We start from the raw sequence: 18,648 nt of genomic DNA, 5'->3' as shown, positions 1-18,648 counted from the left end.
CACCGGAACAGATCTACGTGGGGGTAGGACTTACGCTTCTGCCCACCGGGCCTGCCCACGCGGCCGGACCGGTGGGCCCTCCCCACCTTCAGGAGGGTCTTTCCGCCGCTTCGTACTTGGGAGTCACCACAGTGACCGATGTGACCGGCGCGCCTGTCGATGTCCTGCACACCCTGTTCCACTCGGACCAGGGCGGACACGAACAAGTCGTCCTCTGCCAGGACCGGGCCAGCGGCCTCAAGGCCGTCATCGCCCTCCACTCCACCGCCCTGGGCCCCGCCCTCGGCGGCACCCGCTTCTACCCGTACGCCTCCGAGGCCGAGGCCGTCGCCGACGCGCTGAACCTCGCGCGCGGCATGTCGTACAAGAACGCCCTGGCCGGGCTCGACCACGGCGGCGGCAAGGCCGTCATCATCGGCGACCCGGAGCAGCTCAAGAGTGAGGAACTGCTCCTGGCCTACGGCCGGTTCGTGGCCTCGCTCGGCGGCCGGTACGTGACGGCCTGCGACGTCGGCACGTACGTCGCCGACATGGACGTCGTGGCCCGCGAGTGCCGCTGGACCACCGGCCGCTCCCCCGAGAACGGCGGCGCCGGCGACTCCTCGGTGCTCACCGCGTTCGGCGTCTTCCAGGGCATGCGGGCCTCGGCCCAGCACCTGTGGGGCGACCCGACGCTGCGTGGCCGAAAAGTGGGGGTCGCCGGAGTCGGCAAGGTCGGCCACCACCTCGTCGAGCACCTGCTCTCGGACGGCGCCGAGGTCGTGATCACCGATGTGCGCGAGGAGTCGGTGCGCCGGATCACCGAGAAGCACCCCGAGGTCGCCGTCGCGGCCGACACCGAGGCGCTCATCCGCACCGAGGGCCTCGACATCTACGCCCCGTGCGCGCTGGGCGGCGCCCTCAACGACGACAGCGTGCCGGTGCTCACCGCGAAGGTGGTGTGCGGCGCGGCCAACAACCAGCTCGCGCACCCCGGCGTCGAGAAGGACCTCGCGGACCGCGCGATCCTCTACGCGCCGGACTACGTGGTGAACGCGGGCGGGGTCATCCAGGTCGCCGACGAGCTGCACGGCTTCGACTTCGACCGGTGCAAGGCGAAGGCCACGAGGATCTTCGACACCACGCTGGCCATATTCGCACGTGCGAAGGAGGACGGCATTCCGCCGGCCGCCGCGGCCGACCGGATCGCCGAGCAGCGCATGGCGGAGGCCCGCCGCCGCTGACCCGGAGGCCCTTCGTGCGGCCGCGGCCAGCCGACCGGCGAGACAAGACTCACGCCGGTCGGCGGGTCGCCTGCCGATAAGAGGTTAAAATCGCAGTTGACCAGCGAGGACGGGACGTCTCGCAGGTCCTCTTCCGGGGCACGTGATGCGGGCGGCGTACCGTATGGCCGCGGAAGCAGGTACCGTTAAAGCTCTACAGGCACGGTCTCTCTGCCGAGAGTCCGTCCTGAAACATGAACGCGTGTCAAGACTCTGGGGCCGTCGAGCCCCGTCACCGAGGGGGTCGAGCCATGGGGCGCGGCCGGGCAAAGGCCAAGCAGACCAAGGTCGCCCGCCAGCTGAAGTACAGCAGCGGCGGGACGGACCTGTCGCGTCTGGCCAATGAGCTGGGCGCATCGACTTCGAGTCAGCCACCGAACGCGGAGCCGTTCGAGGACGACGACGAGGAAGATGACCCGTACGCACAGTACGCGGATCTGTACAACAACGACGAGGACGAGGACGAGAACGACCAGTCCGGTCCGTCGTCCAAGCGCCGCGGCGCTTGACCTCGCGCTGACACATCACCCCGGTCCGGAGCTGCTTCGGACCGGGTTTTGTGCTGTACCGGTACAGGTTCGCGCTGTCCCGGTGCGGGTCTGGGCTGTCCCGGTGCGGGTCTGGGCTGTCCCGGTGCGGGAAGGCCGAGGCGGACGGTGACCGGCCGGGCCCGTCGGCCCGGCCGGTGTTCCCGCTCAGCGTGCGTACGAACCCACCAGCTCGGCGCCCGTCGCGTGGTCGCCGCGGGCGGTGATCTCGCCGGCGACCCAGGAGTCGACGCCCCGGTCGGCCAGCGTCGTCAGGGCCGCGTCCACGGACTCGGCGGGGACGACCGCGATCATGCCGACGCCCATGTTGAGCGTCTTCTCCAGCTCCAGCTGCTCGACCTGGCCGGCCTTGCCGACGAGGTCGAACACCGCGCCCGGCGTCCACGTGGAGCGGTCCACCGTCGCGTGCAGGGTGTCGGGGATGACCCTGGCCAGGTTGTTGGCCAGGCCGCCGCCGGTGACGTGGCTGAAGCCGTGCACCTCGGTCGTACGGGTGAGCGCGAGGCAGTCCAGCGAGTAGATCCGGGTCGGCTCCAGGAGCTCCTCGCCCAGGGTCCGGCCGAACTCCTCGACCTGGCGGTCCAGCGTCCAGCCGGCCCGGTCGAAGACCACGTGGCGGACGAGCGAGTACCCGTTCGAGTGAAGCCCGGAGGACGCCATGGCGATCACGGCGTCACCCTCGCGGATGCGGTCGGGGCCCAGCAGGCGGTCGGCCTCGACGACGCCCGTGCCCGCACCGGCCACGTCGAAGTCGTCCGCGCCCAGCAGACCCGGGTGCTCGGCCGTCTCGCCGCCGACCAGGGCGCAGCCGGCCAGCACACAGCCCTCGGCGATGCCCTTGACGATGGCCGCGACACGCTCGGGGTGCACCTTGCCGACGCAGATGTAGTCGGTCATGAACAGCGGCTCGGCGCCGCAGACGACGAGGTCGTCGACGACCATGCCGACGAGGTCGTGACCGATGGTGTCGTACACGCCCATCTGGCGGGCGAGGTCGACCTTGGTGCCGACGCCGTCCGTGGCGGAGGCCAGGAGCGGACGCTCGTAGCGCTTGAGCGCCGAGGCGTCGAAGAGACCGGCGAATCCGCCGAGGCCGCCGAGTCCTGCGACCTCGGGGCGCTGCGTCTTCTTCACCCACTCCTTCATCAGCTCGACAGCGCGGTCGCCGGCCTCGATGTCGACGCCCGCTGCCGCGTAGGAAGCACCTGTTGTCTCAGACATTGCCTGGGATCTTTCGTGTGGAAATACGGGGCTGGGGGAAGGGCTGCCGGACGGTCCGGATCACGGACGCCGCAGCGCGTCGGCCGCCGCGGTCGCCGCGGGGCCCGCCGCCAGCTCGGTCTCCAGCAGCTGCTTGCCGAGCAGCTCCGGGTCCGGGAGCTCCATCGGGTACTCGCCGTCGAAGCAGGCGCGGCACAGGTTCGGCTTGTCGATCGTCGTCGCCTCGATCATCGAGTCGATCGAGATGTACGCGAGCGAGTCGGCGCCCATCGACGTGCCGATCTCCTCGACGGACATGCCGTTGGCGATCAGCTCGGCGCGGGTCGCGAAGTCGATGCCGAAGAAGCAGGGCCACTTCACCGGCGGGGACGAGATCCGGATGTGGATCTCGGCGGCGCCGGCCTCGCGGAGCATCCGGACCAGTGCGCGCTGGGTGTTGCCGCGGACGATCGAGTCGTCGACGACCACCAGGCGCTTGCCCTTGATGACTTCCTTGAGCGGGTTGAGCTTGAGGCGGATGCCCAGCTGGCGGATCGTCTGGGACGGCTGGATGAAGGTCCGGCCGACATAGGCGTTCTTCACCAGGCCGGCGCCGAACGGAATCCCGCTGGCCTCCGCGTAACCGATGGCGGCCGGGGTGCCGGACTCCGGGGTCGCTATGACCAGATCCGCGTCGACGGGCGCTTCCGCGGCCAGCTTGCGGCCCATCTCCACACGGGAGAGATAGACGTTGCGGCCCGCGATGTCGGTATCGGGGCGCGCCAGGTAGACGTACTCGAAGACGCAGCCCTTGGGCTTCGCTTCCGCGAATCTAGAGGTGCGCAGACCGTTCTCGTCGACGGCGACCATCTCGCCCGGCTCGATCTCGCGGACGAAGCTGGCGCCGCAGATGTCGAGGGCGGCGGACTCCGACGCGACGACCCAGCCGCGCTCCAGGCGGCCGAGGACCAGCGGGCGGATGCCCTGCGGGTCACGGGCGGCGTAGAGCGTGTGCTCGTCCATGAAGACCAGGGAGAAGGCACCCCGCACCTCGGGAAGCACCTTGGCGGCGGCCTCCTCGATGGTGAGCGGCTTGCCGTCCTCGTCGGTCTGGCCGGCGAGCAGCGCGGTCACCAGATCGGTGTCGTTGGTCGCGGCGACCTGGGTGGCGCGGCCGTCCTTGCGCGGGAGGTCGGCGACCATCTCCGCGAGCTGGGCCGTGTTGACCAGGTTCCCGTTGTGACCGAGGGCGATCGAGCCGTGCGCGGTCGCACGGAACGTCGGCTGCGCGTTCTCCCACACCGAGGCACCGGTGGTGGAGTAGCGGGCATGTCCGACCGCGATATGGCCCTGGAGCGATCCCAGGGAGGTTTCGTCGAAGACCTGCGAGACCAGTCCCATGTCCTTGAAGACCAGGATCTGGGACCCGTTGCTCACTGCGATGCCCGCGGACTCCTGTCCACGGTGCTGCAGGGCATACAGTCCGAAATAGGTGAGCTTGGCGACCTCTTCGCCCGGAGCCCAGACACCGAAGACGCCGCAAGCGTCCTGGGGGCCTTTCTCTCCGGGGAGCAGGTCGTGGTTGAGTCGTCCATCACCACGGGGCACGCCATCGAGTGTAGGGGAGATCGACCACTGGTCCGAATTGGGGATCCCCCGCCGGACCGCTGGTGCGGAGCCCTTCGAGCGCGCTCCAGGACCCGCCGGAGCAGTCACGCACGGTGACCGTGGCTCTTCCCGGATCTACGCGCGGCAACCGTCGCAGGGCAGGCTACGCCCGGACCGCCGATGGGTTACCGGCAGGTTCCGGCCACCGTGTGAGCGGGGCCGCCGGACCGGTTCGTGGCGCTGTGTGAGGCGGTACGCGGCCCCCCGGGGTGAGGAGCCCGAACGGTCGTTTCGTGGCGAGCCTCACACCGGCGCCGCCCGGTATGCGCCATCTCGTCGCGTCCGCCGGGCTCTTCCGCCGACCGTCCGGTCAGCTGTTCCGGTCAGCTGTTCCGGTCGGCGGCCCGGGCACCGAGCCCCCGCGCACCGTCCTTCGTGGTGAGGGTCAGGGTGCGCCGGTCGATGCCGAAGGTCGTCGTGGTCCCGTCGAGCACCGCCCGTACGGCGCGTTCGAGGCGCATCTCCGGGTCCGGGCACATCTTGCGGGTGACGGCGAGCGTGCCGAAGGCGATGGCCGAGCCGGACACCTTCGCCGTGCCCCGGAAGGTGTTGCAGCCGAGGGTGCCGTGGACCGTGCCGTCGCGGCCGAAGGTGATCCGCGCCCGGTCCTCCGTACCGGCGGGCACGGAGGAGGCGGTGGAGCCGGTGGCGAGGGTGGTGACCCGCCAGTCGGTGCCGGCGAGCGGGACCGGGCGCCGGGCGGTCAGCGCGATGGTGTCGCCCTTCGCCGTGGTCAGGGTGAGGGTCCTCTTCTCCACGGCCGCCGTGAGCTTGCCGCTGAGGGCGTCGGCCAGCAGGGACTCGAAGTGCTGGACGTCCGGTGGGCAGCCGATTTGGGTGGTCAGCTCCGGCTCGACGGTGACGGTGTGCCCGTCGATCCGGGCGCGCGCGGTGAACTGGTTGCAGCCGTACCGGCCGCTCGCCCGCCCCTTCCCGTCGATCTCGACATACGCGCCGGCGGGTGCGTCGGTGCGCTTCCCGTCGACCGTCACCGAGTCCACGCTCCAGCGCACGCCGGTCAGGTCCGCGGCGGGCTGTACGGAGCCGCTGTCACCGGCGGGTGCGGACCGGGAGCCCGCCCCGGGCTCGCCGGCCTTCTCCGTGCCGCAGGCGGCGAGGGTGAGCAGGGCGGCCAGCAGGCCGACGGCCAGACGCTTGCGCCGCGTGGGTGCCTGGATGGGGAGCTGCATGGGGGTGAGACGGTCGGCGCGGGCGTTCCGGTTCCCGCGCGGAGGCCGATCGGGGGCGGTCACCCCATCAGGGGGAGCAGCTCCGACAGGTCCGCCCGCTCGCCGCTCGCCGCGACCTTCGCCGCCTCGACCTCGCGCGCCCATTCCGTACGCCCGGTCGCCAGCCGTATCCAGGTCAGCGGGTCGGTCTCGACGACGTTGGGCGGGGTGCCCCGGGTGTGGCGCGGGCCCTGGACGCACTGGACCACGGCGAACGGCGGCACCCGGACCTCGACCGAGCCGCCGGGTGCCTTCTCGGCCAGCGCGTCGGCGAGCAGCCGGCTGCACGCGGCGAGCGCCTGCCGGTCGTACGGGACGGAGAGCCCGGTCGCCGCGTTGAGGTCGTAGGTGTGGACGATCAGCTCCACGGTCCGGGTGACCAGGAAGTCGCCGAGGCGCATCGCCCCGACCCGGGTGCCCAGCAGCCGGTCCTCGGACGCCGCGGGCACCAGTCCCTCGAAGCGGGCGGCGACCTCCGCGTACAGGGCGTCCAGGTCGGTGTGGCCGGCGGCCCGCTCGGCGGTGTCGTCCGCGATCCCGGTGGCGCGGGCCGCCGTGGTGAACGGCCACTCCAGGAGGGTCACCTCGGGTTTGGCCAGGGCCGGTGCGGGAAGCTCCAGCGTCTGGCCGACGTGCGAGAGGGCCATGGTGATGTGGGCGGCGAGCTCGCGCACCGTCCACTCCCCCAGCCCGCTCGGCGCGGCGAGCTGCTGCGGGGTCAGCGTGCGCACGGCGTCCCGTACGTGCGTGAACTGGGCGAGGACCGCGGTGCGGGTCCTGGCCGGGTCGTAGCGACGGGCGCGCTTCTGCGAGGGCGGCATGCGGGGGAGCCTACGGCGTGGCACTGACAGCGCTGCCGCCCCGCGTAGGCGGGCCCCGGGTCAGGCGCGCGTCGCGTAGTCGCCGAGGCCCTTCTCCAGCAGGTCGAAGCCCCGGTGGGCGAGGACGACGGCGTCCGCGGCGACCGCGGCGGACGGTTCGCCGGCCAGCAGGCGGCGGCGGTTCTCGGTGAGCAGCGCGTTCCGGGTGCCGAGGATCTGGGAGGCGACGATGCGCGCGACGACCGGCTCCTCGCCCTCCTCGATCAGCGCTTCGGTGAGCTGGTCCTGGGTGCGGACGAAGAAGGAGTGGGCGCGGGTGAGCAGGGCCGGCGTCTCCATGATGAGCCGCACGATGCCGAGCGCCAACGGCTTGTCACCCATCCCCACCGACGGGTCGTGGCCCTCGATGGCCTCGATGAACTGCCGGCGTATCGCCGCCACCGCCGATTCGCCGGGCGCGCGGTCCCGTACGACCTGGGCTGCGTCGCCGACGTGCTCCTCCAGCGGCGCGAAGACCAGGTCCTCCTTGCTGTCGAAGTAGTTGAAGACGGTCATCTTCGACACATCGGCCGCGTCGGCGATCTCCGCGACGGATACCTGGTCGAATCCGCGCTCGGAGAAGAGCCTGGTGGCCGTTTCCAGCAGCCGCCGCCGGGTTTCCATCTTCTTGCGCTCGCGCAGGCCCATCCCCTCGGTCATGTCCTCACTGTACCAGGATGAAAATTAATCTCGCATTAAAATTTGACTCAGTACACAGATTCGGGGACAGCGAAGCGGCCACAGCGGCGCACGTCGCCACCACCGGGGTCCGCTTCTTCCAGACCCCCGCACGGGCCGGAGGCCTTCCCCGTACACACAACGCGAAACCCCCGACCGGGCGGACCGGTCGGGGGTTTCGGCGTGAGCCGTCCGGGGACTACGCGAGCAGCGCCGGGATCGTCTCCTCGTGCGCCGTACGCAGCTCGCTCAGCGGGATGCCGAACTCGCCCTGGACCTCGATCGCGTCGCCGTCCACGACACCGATGCGGGTCACGGGCAGACCGCGCGCCCCGCACATGTCGTTGAACCGCAGCTCCTCGCTGCGCGGCACCGAGACGACCGCGCGGCCCGCGGACTCGGAGAACAGCAGCGTGAACGCGTCGAGACCGTCCGGCACGACCAGCCGGGCACCCTTCCCGCCGCGCAGGCAGGATTCGGTGACGGCCTGGACCAGGCCGCCGTCCGACAGGTCGTGCGCCGCGTCGATCATGCCGTCGCGGGAGGCCGAGATAAGGATCTCGGCGAGCAGCTTCTCGCGGCCGAGGTCCACCTTGGGCGGCATGCCGCCGAGGTGGTTGTGGACGACCTCGGACCAGGCCGAGCCGCCGAACTCCTCGCGGGTGTCGCCCAGCAGGTAGAGGAGCTGGCCCTCTTCCGCGAAGGCGACCGGCGTGCGCCGCGTGACGTCGTCGATCACACCGAGCACGGCCACGACCGGCGTCGGGTGGATCGCCGTCTCCCCGGTCTGGTTGTACAGCGAGACGTTGCCGCCGGTGACCGGCGTGCCCAGCTCCAGGCAGCCGTCCGCGAGACCGCGGGTGGCCTCGGCGAACTGCCACATGACGTCCGGGTCCTCGGGCGAACCGAAGTTCAGGCAGTCCGAGATCGCGAGCGGCTTGGCACCGGAGGCGGCGACGTTGCGGTACGACTCCGCCAGCGCGAGCTGGGCACCGGTGTACGGGTCGAGCTTCGCGTACCGGCCGTTGCCGTCGGTCGCCATGGCCACGCCGAGGTTGGACTCCTCGTCGATGCGGACCATGCCGGCGTCCTCGGGCATCGCGAGGACGGTGTTGCCCTGCACGAAACGGTCGTACTGGTCGGTGATCCAGGACTTCGACGCCTGGTTCGGCGACGAGACCAGCTTGAGGACCTGCTCGCGCAGCTCGGCGGCGTTCGCCGGGCGGGCCAGCTTGCCGGCGTCGTCCGCCTGGAGCGCGTCCTGCCAGGACGGGCGGGCGAACGGGCGGTGGTAGGTCGGGCCCTCGTGGGCGACGGACCGCGGCGGAACGTCCACGATCTGCTCGCCGTGCCAGAAGATCTCCAGCTGCGAACCCTCGGTCACCTCACCGATGACGGTGGCGATGACGTCCCACTTCTCGCAGATCTCCAGGAAGCGGTCGACGTGCTGCGGCTCGACGATCGCGCACATGCGCTCCTGCGACTCGCTCATGAGGATTTCCTCGGGCGAGAGGGAGGAGTCGCGCAGCGGCACGGTGTCCAGCTCGACGCGCATGCCGCCGGAGCCCGCGGAGGCCAGCTCGGACGTGGCGCAGGAGAGCCCGGCGCCGCCGAGGTCCTGGATGCCCGCGACGAGCTTCTCCTTGAAGATCTCCAGGGTGCACTCGATGAGGAGCTTCTCCTGGAACGGGTCGCCGACCTGGACGGCGGGGCGCTTGGCCGGGCCGGTCGACTCGAAGGTCTCCGAGGCCAGCACGGAGACGCCGCCGATGCCGTCGCCACCGGTGCGGGCGCCGTACAGGATGACCTTGTTGCCGGGACCCGAGGCCTGCGCGAGGTGGATGTCCTCGTGCTTCATCACGCCGATGCAGCCGGCGTTGACGAGCGGGTTCCCCTGGTAGCAGGCGTCGAAAACGACCTCGCCGCCGATGTTCGGCAGGCCGAGGCAGTTGCCGTACCCGCCGATGCCCGCGACGACACCCGGCAGGACGCGCTTGGTGTCCGGGTGGTCGGCCGCGCCGAAGCGCAGCGGGTCGACGACGGCGACCGGGCGGGCGCCCATGGCGAGGATGTCGCGGACGATGCCGCCGACGCCGGTCGCCGCGCCCTGGTAGGGCTCGATGTACGAGGGGTGGTTGTGCGACTCGACCTTGAAGGTGACCGCGTACCCCTGTCCGACGTCGACCACACCGGCGTTCTCGCCGATGCCGACGAGCATCGCGTCGTTGGCGGGGACCTTCTCGCCGAACTGCTTGAGGTGGACCTTGCTGCTCTTGTACGAGCAGTGCTCGGACCACATCACCGAGTACATGGCGAGCTCGGCGCCGGTGGGACGGCGGCCCAGGATCTCGCGGATGCGGGCGTACTCGTCCTCCTTGAGGCCGAGTTCCTTCCAGGGCTGCTCGGTCTCCGGGGTTTCGGCCGCGTGCTTGACCGTGTCCAGGCTCATGCGTTGACCAGCTTCTTGATGATCGAGGTGAAGAAGCCGAGACCGTCGGTGCGACCGGTGCCGATCAGCGGCTCCACGGCGTGCTCCGGGTGCGGCATCAGGCCGACGACGTTGCCCACGGCGTTGGTGATGCCGGCGATGTCGCGCAGCGAGCCGTTGGGGTTTGCGCCCACATACCGGAAGGCGACGCGGCCCTCGGCCTCCAGCGCGTCGAGCGTGTGCTCGTCGGCGGTGTAGCGGCCGTCCATGTTCTTGAGCGGTACGGAGATCTCCTGGCCCGCGGAGTAGTCCGAGGTCCAGGCGGTCTCCGCGTTCTCGACGCGCAGCGTCTGGTCGCGGCAGATGAAGTGCAGGTGGTTGTTGCGCAGCATCGCGCCGGGCAGCAGATGCGCCTCGGTCAGGATCTGGAAGCCGTTGCAGATGCCGAGGACGGGCATGCCCGCCTTCGCCTGCTCGATCACCGTCTCCATGACCGGCGAGAACCGGGAGATGGCTCCGGCGCGCAGATAGTCGCCGTAGGAGAATCCGCCCGCGAGGATGACCGCGTCGACCTGGTGCAGGTCCTTGTCGCGGTGCCACAGCGATACGGATTCGGCACCCGCGACCCGTACGGCCCGAAGGGCGTCCTGGTCGTCGAGCGTGCCCGGAAAGGTGACGACTCCGATACGAGCAGTCACTTCGACTCCTCGGCGTTCTCCACCTTGACGGTGAAGTCCTCGATCACGGTGTTGGCGAGGAACGTCTCCGCCATCTCGTGAATACGGGCGAGGGCGGCGTCGTCGACCGGCCCCTCGACCTGCAGCTCGAAACGCTTTCCCTGACGTACGTCCGCGATTCCCTCGAAGCCGAGACGGGGCAGTGCGCGCTGCACCGCCTGTCCCTGCGGGTCGAGGATCTCGGGCTTGAGCATGACGTCGACTACGACGCGTGCCACTGGCACTCCCGGTGTGGTGGTGTGGTGCGGCTGTTTCTCCGGAGGGGGTACCCCGGACCCCCGCGGGTCCACTCAGCGTACCTGGCCGGAAATTCTACGCGGGTAGATATCAAACGGGATAGATCACGCCCAGATTTCGGCCGATCACCGGACGGCAGAAAAGCCGCGAAACAAATGCTCATGAGCAGCGCACATAGCGGGCGGACACGCGCAGGTAATTGGACGGTCTTCACAATGCGGCACCACTCGCTGTACAAATGATTACCGGGGAATGCAGCATTGCCCCGGAGCACCGACAGCAGTCGGCCCGCATCCGTGCTCACAGCCGGAAGGCCGGCAGCGGCGCATGCCAGACGCGTCGATGCCGCAGGAAAGGACCGATATCCGTGGCGCAGCGCGTAGTGGTCACACTCTCCGACGACATCGACGGGGGAACAGCGGCGGAAACGGTCACCTTCGCCCTGGACGGGAAGTCGTACGAGATCGACCTCAATCCGTCCAACGCGAAGAAACTGCGCAACGCCCTGGCCCCGTACATGGCGGCCGGCCGTAAGCAGACAAATACCGGCAAGAGCGGCAAGGCTCCCGTTCCGTACCGGCACACCTCGCTCGCGCCCGACCCCGCGGCGGTGCGGGCCTGGGCGCGCTCGCACCGGATGGACGTGCCGGCCAGGGGCCGGATCCCCAAGAGCGTCTACGAGGCGTTCCAGGAAGCGAGTTGACCCGGCGAAAGGTGCCGCGGAGGAGCTGCGGGGGAGCCGACTTGCGCTACACCCCCGCAGGTCGGCTAGAGTCTGGAGCACGCCGAGGGGCAAGGCCGAAAAGGCCGAACCCCACGCAGCGTGCGGGTGTAGTTCAGTAGTAGAACATCCCCCTTCCAGGGGGAAGGCGCAGTGTGCAATTCCTGTCACCCGCTCCGCACAACTCTTGCAGGACCACTCCGGTGGATCAGGTAGAGTAGTGCTCGCTCCACCGGTGAAAGCCGAGTGGCTGCAATGCGGACGTAGCTCAGTTGGTAGAGCGCAACCTTGCCAAGGTTGAGGTCGCCAGTTCGAACCTGGTCGTCCGCTCAGAAAGACGAAGGCCCCGGTCGATTTCGACCGGGGCCTTCGTCGTGTCTCGGGTCCTCATGTGTCTTCCCCACTCCTCGGACACCACCCATGACGTTTGTCATGGGTGGTGATGACAGCCCGCACTGCCCACGGACCGCCGCGGACGGAAACCTGAAGACATGACCAGCGACGACAAGTCCCGTGAGTACGTGATCCAGGCGGAGGACGTCCGGCGCAGCTACGCCGGCGGCTTCGAGGCCGTGTCCGGCGTCTCCTTCGCCGTGGCGCGCGGCGAGCTCTTCGCCCTGCTCGGTACGAACGGCGCCGGCAAGACCTCCACCGTCGAGATCCTGGAGGGCCTGGCCCGCCCCGACGGCGGCACGGTCCGGGTGCTGGGCCACGACCCGTACGCCGAGCGCGCCCGGGTCCGCCCCCGGATAGGCGTGATGCTCCAGGAGGGCGGTTTCCCGTCCGAGCTGTCGGTCACCGAGACGGTACGGATGTGGGCGGGCTGCACCAGTGGCGCCCGTCCCACCGGGGAGGCCCTGGAGCTCGTGGGGCTCGGTCACCGCGCCCGCGTCCGGGTCAAGCAGCTCTCGGGCGGTGAGCGGCGGCGGCTGGACCTGGCGCTGGCCCTGCTCGGCCGGCCCGAGGTCCTCTTCCTCGACGAGCCGACCACGGGGCTCGACGCCGAGGGCCGGCGCGACACCTGGGCGCTGGTGCGCCGGCTCCAGGAGGACGGCATCACCGTGCTGCTCACCACGCACTACCTGGAGGAGGCCGAGGCGCTCGCGGACCGGCTGGCGATCATGCACCGCGGCCGGATCGTGACCGCGGGCACCACGGCCGAGGTGACGGCCGCCCGCCCCGCCCGCATCCGCTTCGAGCTGCCCGACGGCGTCCCCGCGGCGCGGCTCCCCCTGGAGCTCCACGCCGCCGCCGAAGGCCCCCGGATCGAGATACGTACGCACCGGCTCCAGGACTCCCTGACCGAACTGCTCCGCTGGGCCGCGGAGTCGGACGTCGCGCTGCAGGGGCTCGACGCCCGCTCGGCCTCGCTCGAAGAGGCCTTCCTCGACATCGCGAAGTCCGCCGCCGAAACCGAAGAGGTGCATGCCGCATGACCGCCACGACCACCCCCGCGCCCAGCACCCCGCGCACGACGCCCCTGACCCGGCTGACGGCGCTCGGGCGGGCCGAGCTGACGCTGCTCGTCCGGAACAGGACGGCGGTCTTCGTCGCGCTGCTCATGCCGGCGGCCATGATCATGGCCATGAAGTCGACCTTCGAGAAGATCGACCTCCAGGGCACCGGCCTCACCGTCGCCGGTGCCGCGCTCATCGGCGGCATCGGCACGGTGCTCGTCCAGGCCGTCTACATGAACACGGCCGCCGCCTACGTCGCCCGGCGCGAGGAGCTGGTCCTGAAGCGGCTGCGCACCGGCGAGGTCACCGACGGGGAGATCCTCGCCGGGACCGCACTCCCCGCCGGCGCCCTCGCCCTGGCACAGAGCGCGGTCATCATCGTCGCCGGTACGGCCTTCTTCGGCCTCGACGCACCCGAGCGCCCGGAACTGCTCGTGGCCGGACTGCTGTTGGGCGTGGTGCTGCTCACGGTCCTGGCCGCGGTCACCTCGGTGGTCACCCGCACCGTGCAGACGGCCCAGCTGACGACCCTGCCGCTGTTCCTCGTCTCGATGATGGGCTCAGGGCTCTTCGTCCCGCTGGAGGTATTCCCCGACCGCCTCGCGGCGGTCTGCGAATACCTGCCGCTGACCGGGGTGATGACCCTGATACGGGCCGGCTGGCTCGGCACCTCCGGGAGCACCGACCTGCTCGGTGCCGCGCTGACCGGGCTGGTCTGGACGGCGGCCGCCGTGTTTGCTGTGCAGCGGTGGTTCCGCTGGGATCCGCGACGCTGAAGAGGGGAAGACGCCGTGATGCGCGTACGGGGCTGGCGCCGCAGCTGGCAGGAGCGCAACAAGATGGAACGGATCGACCTGTACTCGCGGTTCACGATCTCCTGCATCCCCTGGTTCTTCACCCTGGCCTGGCAGGGGACACCCTTCAAGTCGGACATCCGTCATGCGCCGCTTCCGCTGACGCTCGGTGTGGCACTGCTCCTGGTGAGCCTGACGCAGTGCCTCCTGAGCAACCGCAACCTGCACGGGGCGTACGAGCACTACCTGACCGTCTCCGTCTTCCCTCAGCGGCGTCTGCTGGCCCCCGTGGCGCTCCTGGCCGTGGCCGTCGGGCTGCTGGCGGCGCTGGCAGCGGTGGACGGCGTCCACGGCGCGGGGCTGCTGCTCATGACGCTGAACGCGCCGATGGCCCTCGTGATCACACGCGTGCTGCTGGTTCCGGTCCGCCGCCTCCTGATCGAGTCGCTCTGCCTCACCGCCCTGATCACGGGCACCCTCGCCGTGGCCGGCGTCCGGGGCGGCACCCTGGCCGGAGTGGCGCCCTGCAGCCTCTTCGGCTGTGTGCTGGTCCTGATCTCGGTCCGGCCGAGCGCCTGGAGCATGAGCGTGATGTGGCAGGCGGAGCAGGCGAGGGACATACAGGCCAGGCTCGCCGTGGCCGAGGAGCGACTGCGCTTCGGGCGGGACATGCATGACGTGCTGGGCCGCAACCTCGCGGTGATCGCGCTCAAGAGCGAGCTGGCGGTGGAGCTCGCGCAGCGCGGCCGGCCGGAGGCGGTGGACCAGATGGTCGAGGTGCAGCGGATAGCGCGGGCCTCGCAGCAGGAGGTGCGCGATGTGGTGCGCGGATACCGGGAGGCCGACCTGAGCACGGAACTGGCCGGGGCCCAGGGCGTGCTGAGGGCAGCCGGTATCGAGTGCACGGTGACCGGGGACAGCGGTGAGCGCCTGCCCGTGCCCGTGCAGTCGGCGCTCGGCTGGGTCGTCCGCGAGGCCGCGACCAATGTGCTGCGGCACGGCGATCCGCAGCACTGCGTGATCCGGGTGCGCGCCACCGCGGACGCCGTGACGCTCCAGGTGGAGAACGACGGGGCGACGGCCGCGGCGACCGCGTCCGACGGGCCGGGCTCCGGGCTGGCCGGCCTCCGGGAGCGGCTCGGCGCGCTCGACGGCTCGCTGGAGGCGGGACCCGCGAAGGGCGGCGGCCTGTTCCGGCTGAGCGCGACGATCCCGCTGGGCGACCGCGACTGGCCGGAGACGGAATCCGGCCGCCCCGGCACGAACGGCGCGGACGGCGCGGACGGCGCCGAAGGACTGCGTCCCGGGACCGTGGTGGCTCCCGGCGTGATGGTGGGGCCGGGCCCCGGCCTCCTGGAGGGACGACGATGACCGCGGTACGGGTTCTGCTCGCCGACGACGAGCATCTGATCCGGGGCGCGCTCGCCGCCCTCCTCGCGCTGGAGGAGGACCTGGTGGTGGTCGCGGAGGCGGCGACGGGTCCGGAGGCGCTCGCCATGGCCCGGGCGCACCGCCCCGACGTCGCGGTGCTGGACCTGGAGATGCCGGGGGCCGACGGTGTGAGCGTAGCCACATCACTGCGGGCCGAACTCCCGGACTGCCGGACGATGATCGTGACGAGCCACGGCCGGCCCGGCCACCTCAAGCGGGCCCTGGCGGCGGGCGTGCGGGGCTTCGTGCCCAAGACCGTCAGCGCCCGTCAGCTCGCCGGCATCATCCGTACCGTGCAGGCCGGAAGCCGTTATGTGGACCCGGAGTTGGCGGCGGACGCGATCGCCGCCGGGGACTCGCCGCTGACCGTGCGCGAGACCGAGGTGCTGGAGCTGGCGGCCGACGGTGCGCCGGTCTCGGAGATCGCCGACCGGGCGTCACTGTCGCAGGGCACCGTGCGGAACTACCTCTCGGCCGCGGCCTCGAAGCTCGGGGCGGAAAACCGTCACTCGGCAGTGCGTCTCGCACGCGAGCGGGGTTGGGTATAGTAGGTCTCGCGCTTCGGCGCTTGCGGACGTAGCTCAGTTGGTAGAGCGCAACCTTGCCAAGGTTGAGGTCGCCAGTTCGAACCTGGTCGTCCGCTCCGGTGAACAAGAATCCCCCGGCCTTTCGGCCGGGGGATTCTTCGTGTGTGCGGTGGCTGAGGGGTGTCCCGCCGGCCATGACCGGCGGGACGCCCTCTGCTACCAGCGCGTTCCGGTGAGGAGTTCGTACGCCTCGATGTACTTGGCGCGGGTGGCGTCCACGATCTCCTGGGGCAGCGCCGGCGGCGGCTGCTCGCTCCTGCGGTCCCAGCCGGAGGCCGGGGACGTCAGCCAGTCGCGGACGAACTGCTTGTCGTAGGACGGCTGGGCGTGGCCCGGCTCCCAGGTGTCGGCCGGCCAGAAGCGGGAGGAGTCCGGGGTCAGCACCTCGTCGGCGATGATCAGTTCCTCGCCGCCGTCGGCGGTGGGCGCGAAGCCGAACTCGAACTTGGTGTCCGCCAGGATGATCCCGCGCTCGCGGGCGATGTCGCGCGCACGGCCGTAGACATCGAGCGTGGTGCGGCGCAGCGCGACGGCGGTCTCCGTGCCGACCTGGCGGGCCACCTCCTCGTAGCTCACGTTCTCGTCGTGGTCACCGACGGCGGCCTTGGTGGCGGGGGTGAAGATCGCGCCCGGCAGCTCGGAGCCGTCGACGAGGCCGTCGGGGAGCCCGATGCCGCAGACATTGCGCGAGGCGTTGTACTCGGCGAGGCCGGAGCCCGCCAGGTAGCCGCGGGCGACGCACTCGACCGGGATCATCCGCAGCGACTTGCAGATCATCGTGCGGCCCTCCCAGTCGTCGGGGGCCCCGGCGGGCACCTCGGTCGACAGGACGTGGTTCGGCACGAGGTCGGCGAGCTGGTCGAACCACCACATCGAGAGGCGGGTCAGGACGCGGCCCTTGTCCGGGATCTCGGTCGGCAGCACCCAGTCGTACGCGGACAGCCGGTCGCTGGCGACCATGACGAGGTCACCGGCCTCGTTCCGGTACAGGTCGCGGACCTTGCCGGTGTGCAGGTGGGTGAGTCCCGGTACCTGCACGGGCTCGGGCTTTTCTACAAATCCGGACACGCTGCCTCCGCGTAGGTTGTTCCAGGAACCGTTCCGATTGTCCCGTATCAGGGAACGTCCGGCTGCGGAGGGGTGCCGACCGGGTGGCCCGGGGGCGCCCGTGGTTCAGGCGCGCTTGCAGATCCGGTCGAGGAGGTTGGCGGTGGCCTTCTGGATGCGGGGGTCCACATGGCCGGGGCGGTCCAGGGCCGGGGACCAGGCGAAGGTGCCCGAGGCGAAGACGAGCGCGCCGGACGGGGCCCGGTACAGCGAGGTCTCCTGGTGCCGCATCACGCCTTCGCCGTCCTGGTACGGGGAGTGGGCGAGCAGGATGCGGTTGTCGTGTTCGGGCAGCGTGGTGCGCGGGAAGTAGCGGTCGGCCTCACCCGCCACCAGGCCCTCGATCTCGTCGCCCTCGCCGGCGCCCGTCGCGTCCCACAGCCAGTGCTCCGCGTTCCGCACGACCAGCGGGTGGGGTTCGGGGACCCGGCCCGCGTACTGGATGCCGAGAAGCTGCTGCTCGGGGCGGTCGATCTCGCGCCAGAGCGCGGGCTTGCCGGGGCCGCGGCGCTTGCGGCAGGTGAGCAGCCGGTCCGGCACCCCGGACGCCGAGGGCCCGAGGCTGACCTGCCAGTACATGGTGTTGGCGGAGAGGTAGACCAGCGAGGTGCCGTGGTCGCGGGCGCGCTCGGCGGTGCGGCGCATGGGCACCGACCAGTACTCGTCGTGGCCCGGGAAGACCAGGCCCCGGTAGCGCGTGGGGTCGACCCGGCCCGCGTGCAGGTCGCGGGTGTCGGCGTAGGCGAGGTCGTAGCCATAGCGCTCGGCCCAGCGGATGAAGTCGTACGCGTGCCCCACGTGCAGCGGGAGGCCCGCGCCGGCGTAGGGGCGGTCGAAGGAGACGGTGACCGCCGCGTCCTCCTCGCCGAGCAGCCGGCCCTCCTCGTCCCAGGCGTGGTAGAGACTGGCCCCGGTCCGGCCGTCCTCCGGGTAGAGGTTGTACGCCTGCCAGGTCACGTCCGGGAGCACGAGCAGCAGGTCGGCCGGGTGGTCGTCGCGGACGGTGAACGGGATGTGGGAGCGGTAGCCGTCGAGCGTGGTGAGCACGGCGACGTACGCGCCGATCGACCAGTAGGACGGGATCTGCAGCCGCCAGGACAGCCACCAGTGGTGGCAGGAGACCGTGCGGTCGGCGGTGAGGGGGCCCGGCTGGACGATGCCGGACAGCCGGGGGCTCGTGGTGATCTTGGAGGCGCCGTCGCCCCCGTAGTGGCCGATCCGGTAGACGTCCACGGAGAACTGCTGGGGCGGATCCACCGTGATGTGGAAGTCGATCGCCTCACCGGGGGCCGCGGCGCCGGTGGAGGTGAAGCCCTTGATCTGCCGGCGCACGTCGTCCGCGGTGCGCGTGCCGCCGTCCGTGGAGACGCGGGACAGAGTGGGGTCCGCGTACCAGGGCACGACCTGGCCGGTGTCGTCGAAGTAGTTCTCGCTGCCGCGCAGCCAGGGCAGCGGTCCCTGGCCGAAAGGATCGGTCACGGCATGCGCCAGGGCACCCGATTCCCACCGACGGATCTGTTCCGCCCCCATCTCGCTCCCCCTCCCTCAGGCCCCCGGATCAACAGTGGCGCGCCGACAGTCAGCGCCGTTCCCCAGCACATCACATAACGCACGCACTCCGTCACCGTTCGTCGTGAATTGACGAGAACGGAACCTGCCGCTCCGGTTGTGCGGTTGTTCTCGGCCATCCCGTCCGCCTCGTCT

Annotated in this window: 17 protein-coding genes and 3 tRNA genes; 10 read left to right on the top strand and 10 right to left on the bottom strand. The window is 70.7% G+C overall.

Annotation, left to right across the window (positions count from 1 at the left end; translation table 11 throughout):
* Positions 1-131 precede the first annotated feature (131 nt).
* Positions 132-1,223: a Leu/Phe/Val dehydrogenase gene (locus OG242_RS16820; RefSeq protein WP_405898944.1), complete on the top strand. Its 1,092-nt coding sequence runs from the start codon at positions 132-134 to the stop codon at positions 1,221-1,223.
* Between the two features lie 290 nt (positions 1,224-1,513).
* The gene (locus tag OG242_RS16815) at positions 1,514-1,771 is read left to right on the top strand and encodes a DUF3073 domain-containing protein (RefSeq protein ID WP_018101730.1); all 258 of its coding nucleotides are present in this window, start codon (positions 1,514-1,516) and stop codon (positions 1,769-1,771) included.
* Between the two features lie 186 nt (positions 1,772-1,957).
* On the opposite strand, the gene purM is transcribed toward OG242_RS16815, so the two are convergent.
* From purM to purS, 8 genes are all read right to left on the bottom strand, one after another.
* Positions 1,958-3,031, bottom strand: a complete 1,074-nt coding sequence (purM, locus tag OG242_RS16810) for a phosphoribosylformylglycinamidine cyclo-ligase (protein WP_405898943.1) — start codon at positions 3,029-3,031, stop codon at positions 1,958-1,960.
* Between the two features lie 60 nt (positions 3,032-3,091).
* Entirely contained in the window at positions 3,092-4,618 is a 1,527-nt protein-coding gene (purF, locus tag OG242_RS16805; protein WP_405898942.1) for an amidophosphoribosyltransferase, read from the bottom strand.
* A 383-nt stretch (positions 4,619-5,001) separates the two neighbouring features.
* Complete coding sequence (locus OG242_RS16800) at positions 5,002-5,868, bottom strand: META domain-containing protein (protein WP_405898941.1); 867 nt, start codon at positions 5,866-5,868, stop codon at positions 5,002-5,004.
* Between the two features lie 59 nt (positions 5,869-5,927).
* A complete protein-coding gene (locus OG242_RS16795; protein WP_405898940.1) occupies positions 5,928-6,728 on the bottom strand; it encodes a sterol carrier family protein in 801 nt (266 codons plus the stop codon).
* Between the two features lie 60 nt (positions 6,729-6,788).
* Entirely contained in the window at positions 6,789-7,427 is a 639-nt protein-coding gene (locus OG242_RS16790) for a TetR/AcrR family transcriptional regulator (RefSeq protein ID WP_405898939.1), read from the bottom strand.
* Positions 7,428-7,644: 217 nt separating this feature from the next.
* Entirely contained in the window at positions 7,645-9,894 is a 2,250-nt protein-coding gene (purL, locus tag OG242_RS16785; RefSeq protein WP_405898938.1) for a phosphoribosylformylglycinamidine synthase subunit PurL, read from the bottom strand.
* Complete coding sequence (purQ, locus tag OG242_RS16780) at positions 9,891-10,571, bottom strand: phosphoribosylformylglycinamidine synthase subunit PurQ (RefSeq protein ID WP_405898937.1); 681 nt, start codon at positions 10,569-10,571, stop codon at positions 9,891-9,893. Before purQ ends, purL begins: the two co-directional genes overlap by 4 nt.
* Positions 10,568-10,828: a phosphoribosylformylglycinamidine synthase subunit PurS gene (gene purS / locus OG242_RS16775; protein ID WP_018101738.1), complete on the bottom strand. Its 261-nt coding sequence runs from the start codon at positions 10,826-10,828 to the stop codon at positions 10,568-10,570. The genes purQ and purS overlap by 4 nt, the downstream gene beginning before the upstream one ends.
* Before the next feature lie 386 nt (positions 10,829-11,214).
* Between purS and OG242_RS16770 the strand changes: the two genes are divergently transcribed.
* The 8 genes from OG242_RS16770 to OG242_RS16735 all read left to right on the top strand — a co-directional run bounded on the left by OG242_RS16770 (position 11,215) and on the right by OG242_RS16735 (position 15,893).
* On the top strand, positions 11,215-11,550 hold the full coding sequence (locus OG242_RS16770; RefSeq protein ID WP_405898936.1) for an Lsr2 family protein: 336 nt from the start codon (positions 11,215-11,217) through the stop codon (positions 11,548-11,550).
* A gap of 122 nt (positions 11,551-11,672) precedes the next feature.
* Positions 11,673-11,744 (top strand) — tRNA-Gly (locus OG242_RS16765).
* Positions 11,745-11,825: 81 nt separating this feature from the next.
* Positions 11,826-11,898 (top strand) — tRNA-Gly (locus tag OG242_RS16760).
* 161 nt (positions 11,899-12,059) lie between these two features.
* Positions 12,060-13,004, top strand: a complete 945-nt coding sequence (locus OG242_RS16755; RefSeq protein ID WP_405898935.1) for an ABC transporter ATP-binding protein — start codon at positions 12,060-12,062, stop codon at positions 13,002-13,004.
* On the top strand, positions 13,001-13,801 hold the full coding sequence (locus OG242_RS16750) for an ABC transporter permease (protein WP_405898934.1): 801 nt from the start codon (positions 13,001-13,003) through the stop codon (positions 13,799-13,801). The genes OG242_RS16755 and OG242_RS16750 overlap by 4 nt, the downstream gene beginning before the upstream one ends.
* 18 nt (positions 13,802-13,819) lie before the next feature.
* A complete protein-coding gene (locus tag OG242_RS16745; protein WP_405901633.1) occupies positions 13,820-15,190 on the top strand; it encodes a sensor histidine kinase in 1,371 nt (456 codons plus the stop codon).
* Positions 15,187-15,798 carry a response regulator gene (locus OG242_RS16740; RefSeq protein WP_405898933.1) on the top strand — a complete coding sequence of 204 codons (612 nt, stop codon included), beginning with the start codon at positions 15,187-15,189 and terminating at the stop codon, positions 15,796-15,798. The genes OG242_RS16745 and OG242_RS16740 overlap by 4 nt, the downstream gene beginning before the upstream one ends.
* A 22-nt stretch (positions 15,799-15,820) precedes the next feature.
* Positions 15,821-15,893: transfer RNA gene (locus tag OG242_RS16735), tRNA-Gly, on the top strand.
* A 100-nt stretch (positions 15,894-15,993) separates the two neighbouring features.
* On the opposite strand, the gene OG242_RS16730 is transcribed toward OG242_RS16735, so the two are convergent.
* Both OG242_RS16730 and OG242_RS16725 read right to left on the bottom strand, forming a co-directional pair.
* A complete protein-coding gene (locus OG242_RS16730) occupies positions 15,994-16,905 on the bottom strand; it encodes a phosphoribosylaminoimidazolesuccinocarboxamide synthase (RefSeq protein WP_405898932.1) in 912 nt (303 codons plus the stop codon).
* A gap of 105 nt (positions 16,906-17,010) precedes the next feature.
* On the bottom strand, positions 17,011-18,474 hold the full coding sequence (locus tag OG242_RS16725; protein WP_405898931.1) for a N,N-dimethylformamidase beta subunit family domain-containing protein: 1,464 nt from the start codon (positions 18,472-18,474) through the stop codon (positions 17,011-17,013).
* Positions 18,475-18,648: the final 174 nt, after the last annotated feature.

It is taken from the genome of Streptomyces sp. NBC_00727 (assembly GCF_045161745.1).
Lineage (GTDB): Bacteria > Actinomycetota > Actinomycetes > Streptomycetales > Streptomycetaceae > Streptomyces.
The sequence above is the reverse complement of the archived record's forward strand: the minus strand, read 5'-3'. Positions and strand labels throughout refer to the sequence as shown.

Bases quoted from the DNA above. Each gene is read 5' to 3' on its own strand.
- OG242_RS16795 (WP_405898940.1), bottom strand. From the start codon at position 6,728: ATGCCGCCCTCGCAGAAGCGCGCCCGTCGCTACGACCCGGCCAGGACC.
- OG242_RS16815 (WP_018101730.1), top strand. From the start codon at position 1,514: ATGGGGCGCGGCCGGGCAAAGGCCAAGCAGACCAAGGTCGCCCGCCAG.
- OG242_RS16800 (WP_405898941.1), bottom strand. From the start codon at position 5,868: ATGCAGCTCCCCATCCAGGCACCCACGCGGCGCAAGCGTCTGGCCGTC.
- OG242_RS16755 (WP_405898935.1), top strand. From the start codon at position 12,060: ATGACCAGCGACGACAAGTCCCGTGAGTACGTGATCCAGGCGGAGGAC.
- OG242_RS16725 (WP_405898931.1), bottom strand. From the start codon at position 18,474: ATGGGGGCGGAACAGATCCGTCGGTGGGAATCGGGTGCCCTGGCGCAT.
- purM (WP_405898943.1), bottom strand. From the start codon at position 3,031: ATGTCTGAGACAACAGGTGCTTCCTACGCGGCAGCGGGCGTCGACATC.
- purL (WP_405898938.1), bottom strand. From the start codon at position 9,894: ATGAGCCTGGACACGGTCAAGCACGCGGCCGAAACCCCGGAGACCGAG.
- OG242_RS16740 (WP_405898933.1), top strand. From the start codon at position 15,187: ATGACCGCGGTACGGGTTCTGCTCGCCGACGACGAGCATCTGATCCGG.
- OG242_RS16750 (WP_405898934.1), top strand. From the start codon at position 13,001: ATGACCGCCACGACCACCCCCGCGCCCAGCACCCCGCGCACGACGCCC.
- OG242_RS16745 (WP_405901633.1), top strand. From the start codon at position 13,820: ATGCGCGTACGGGGCTGGCGCCGCAGCTGGCAGGAGCGCAACAAGATG.
- OG242_RS16790 (WP_405898939.1), bottom strand. From the start codon at position 7,427: ATGACCGAGGGGATGGGCCTGCGCGAGCGCAAGAAGATGGAAACCCGG.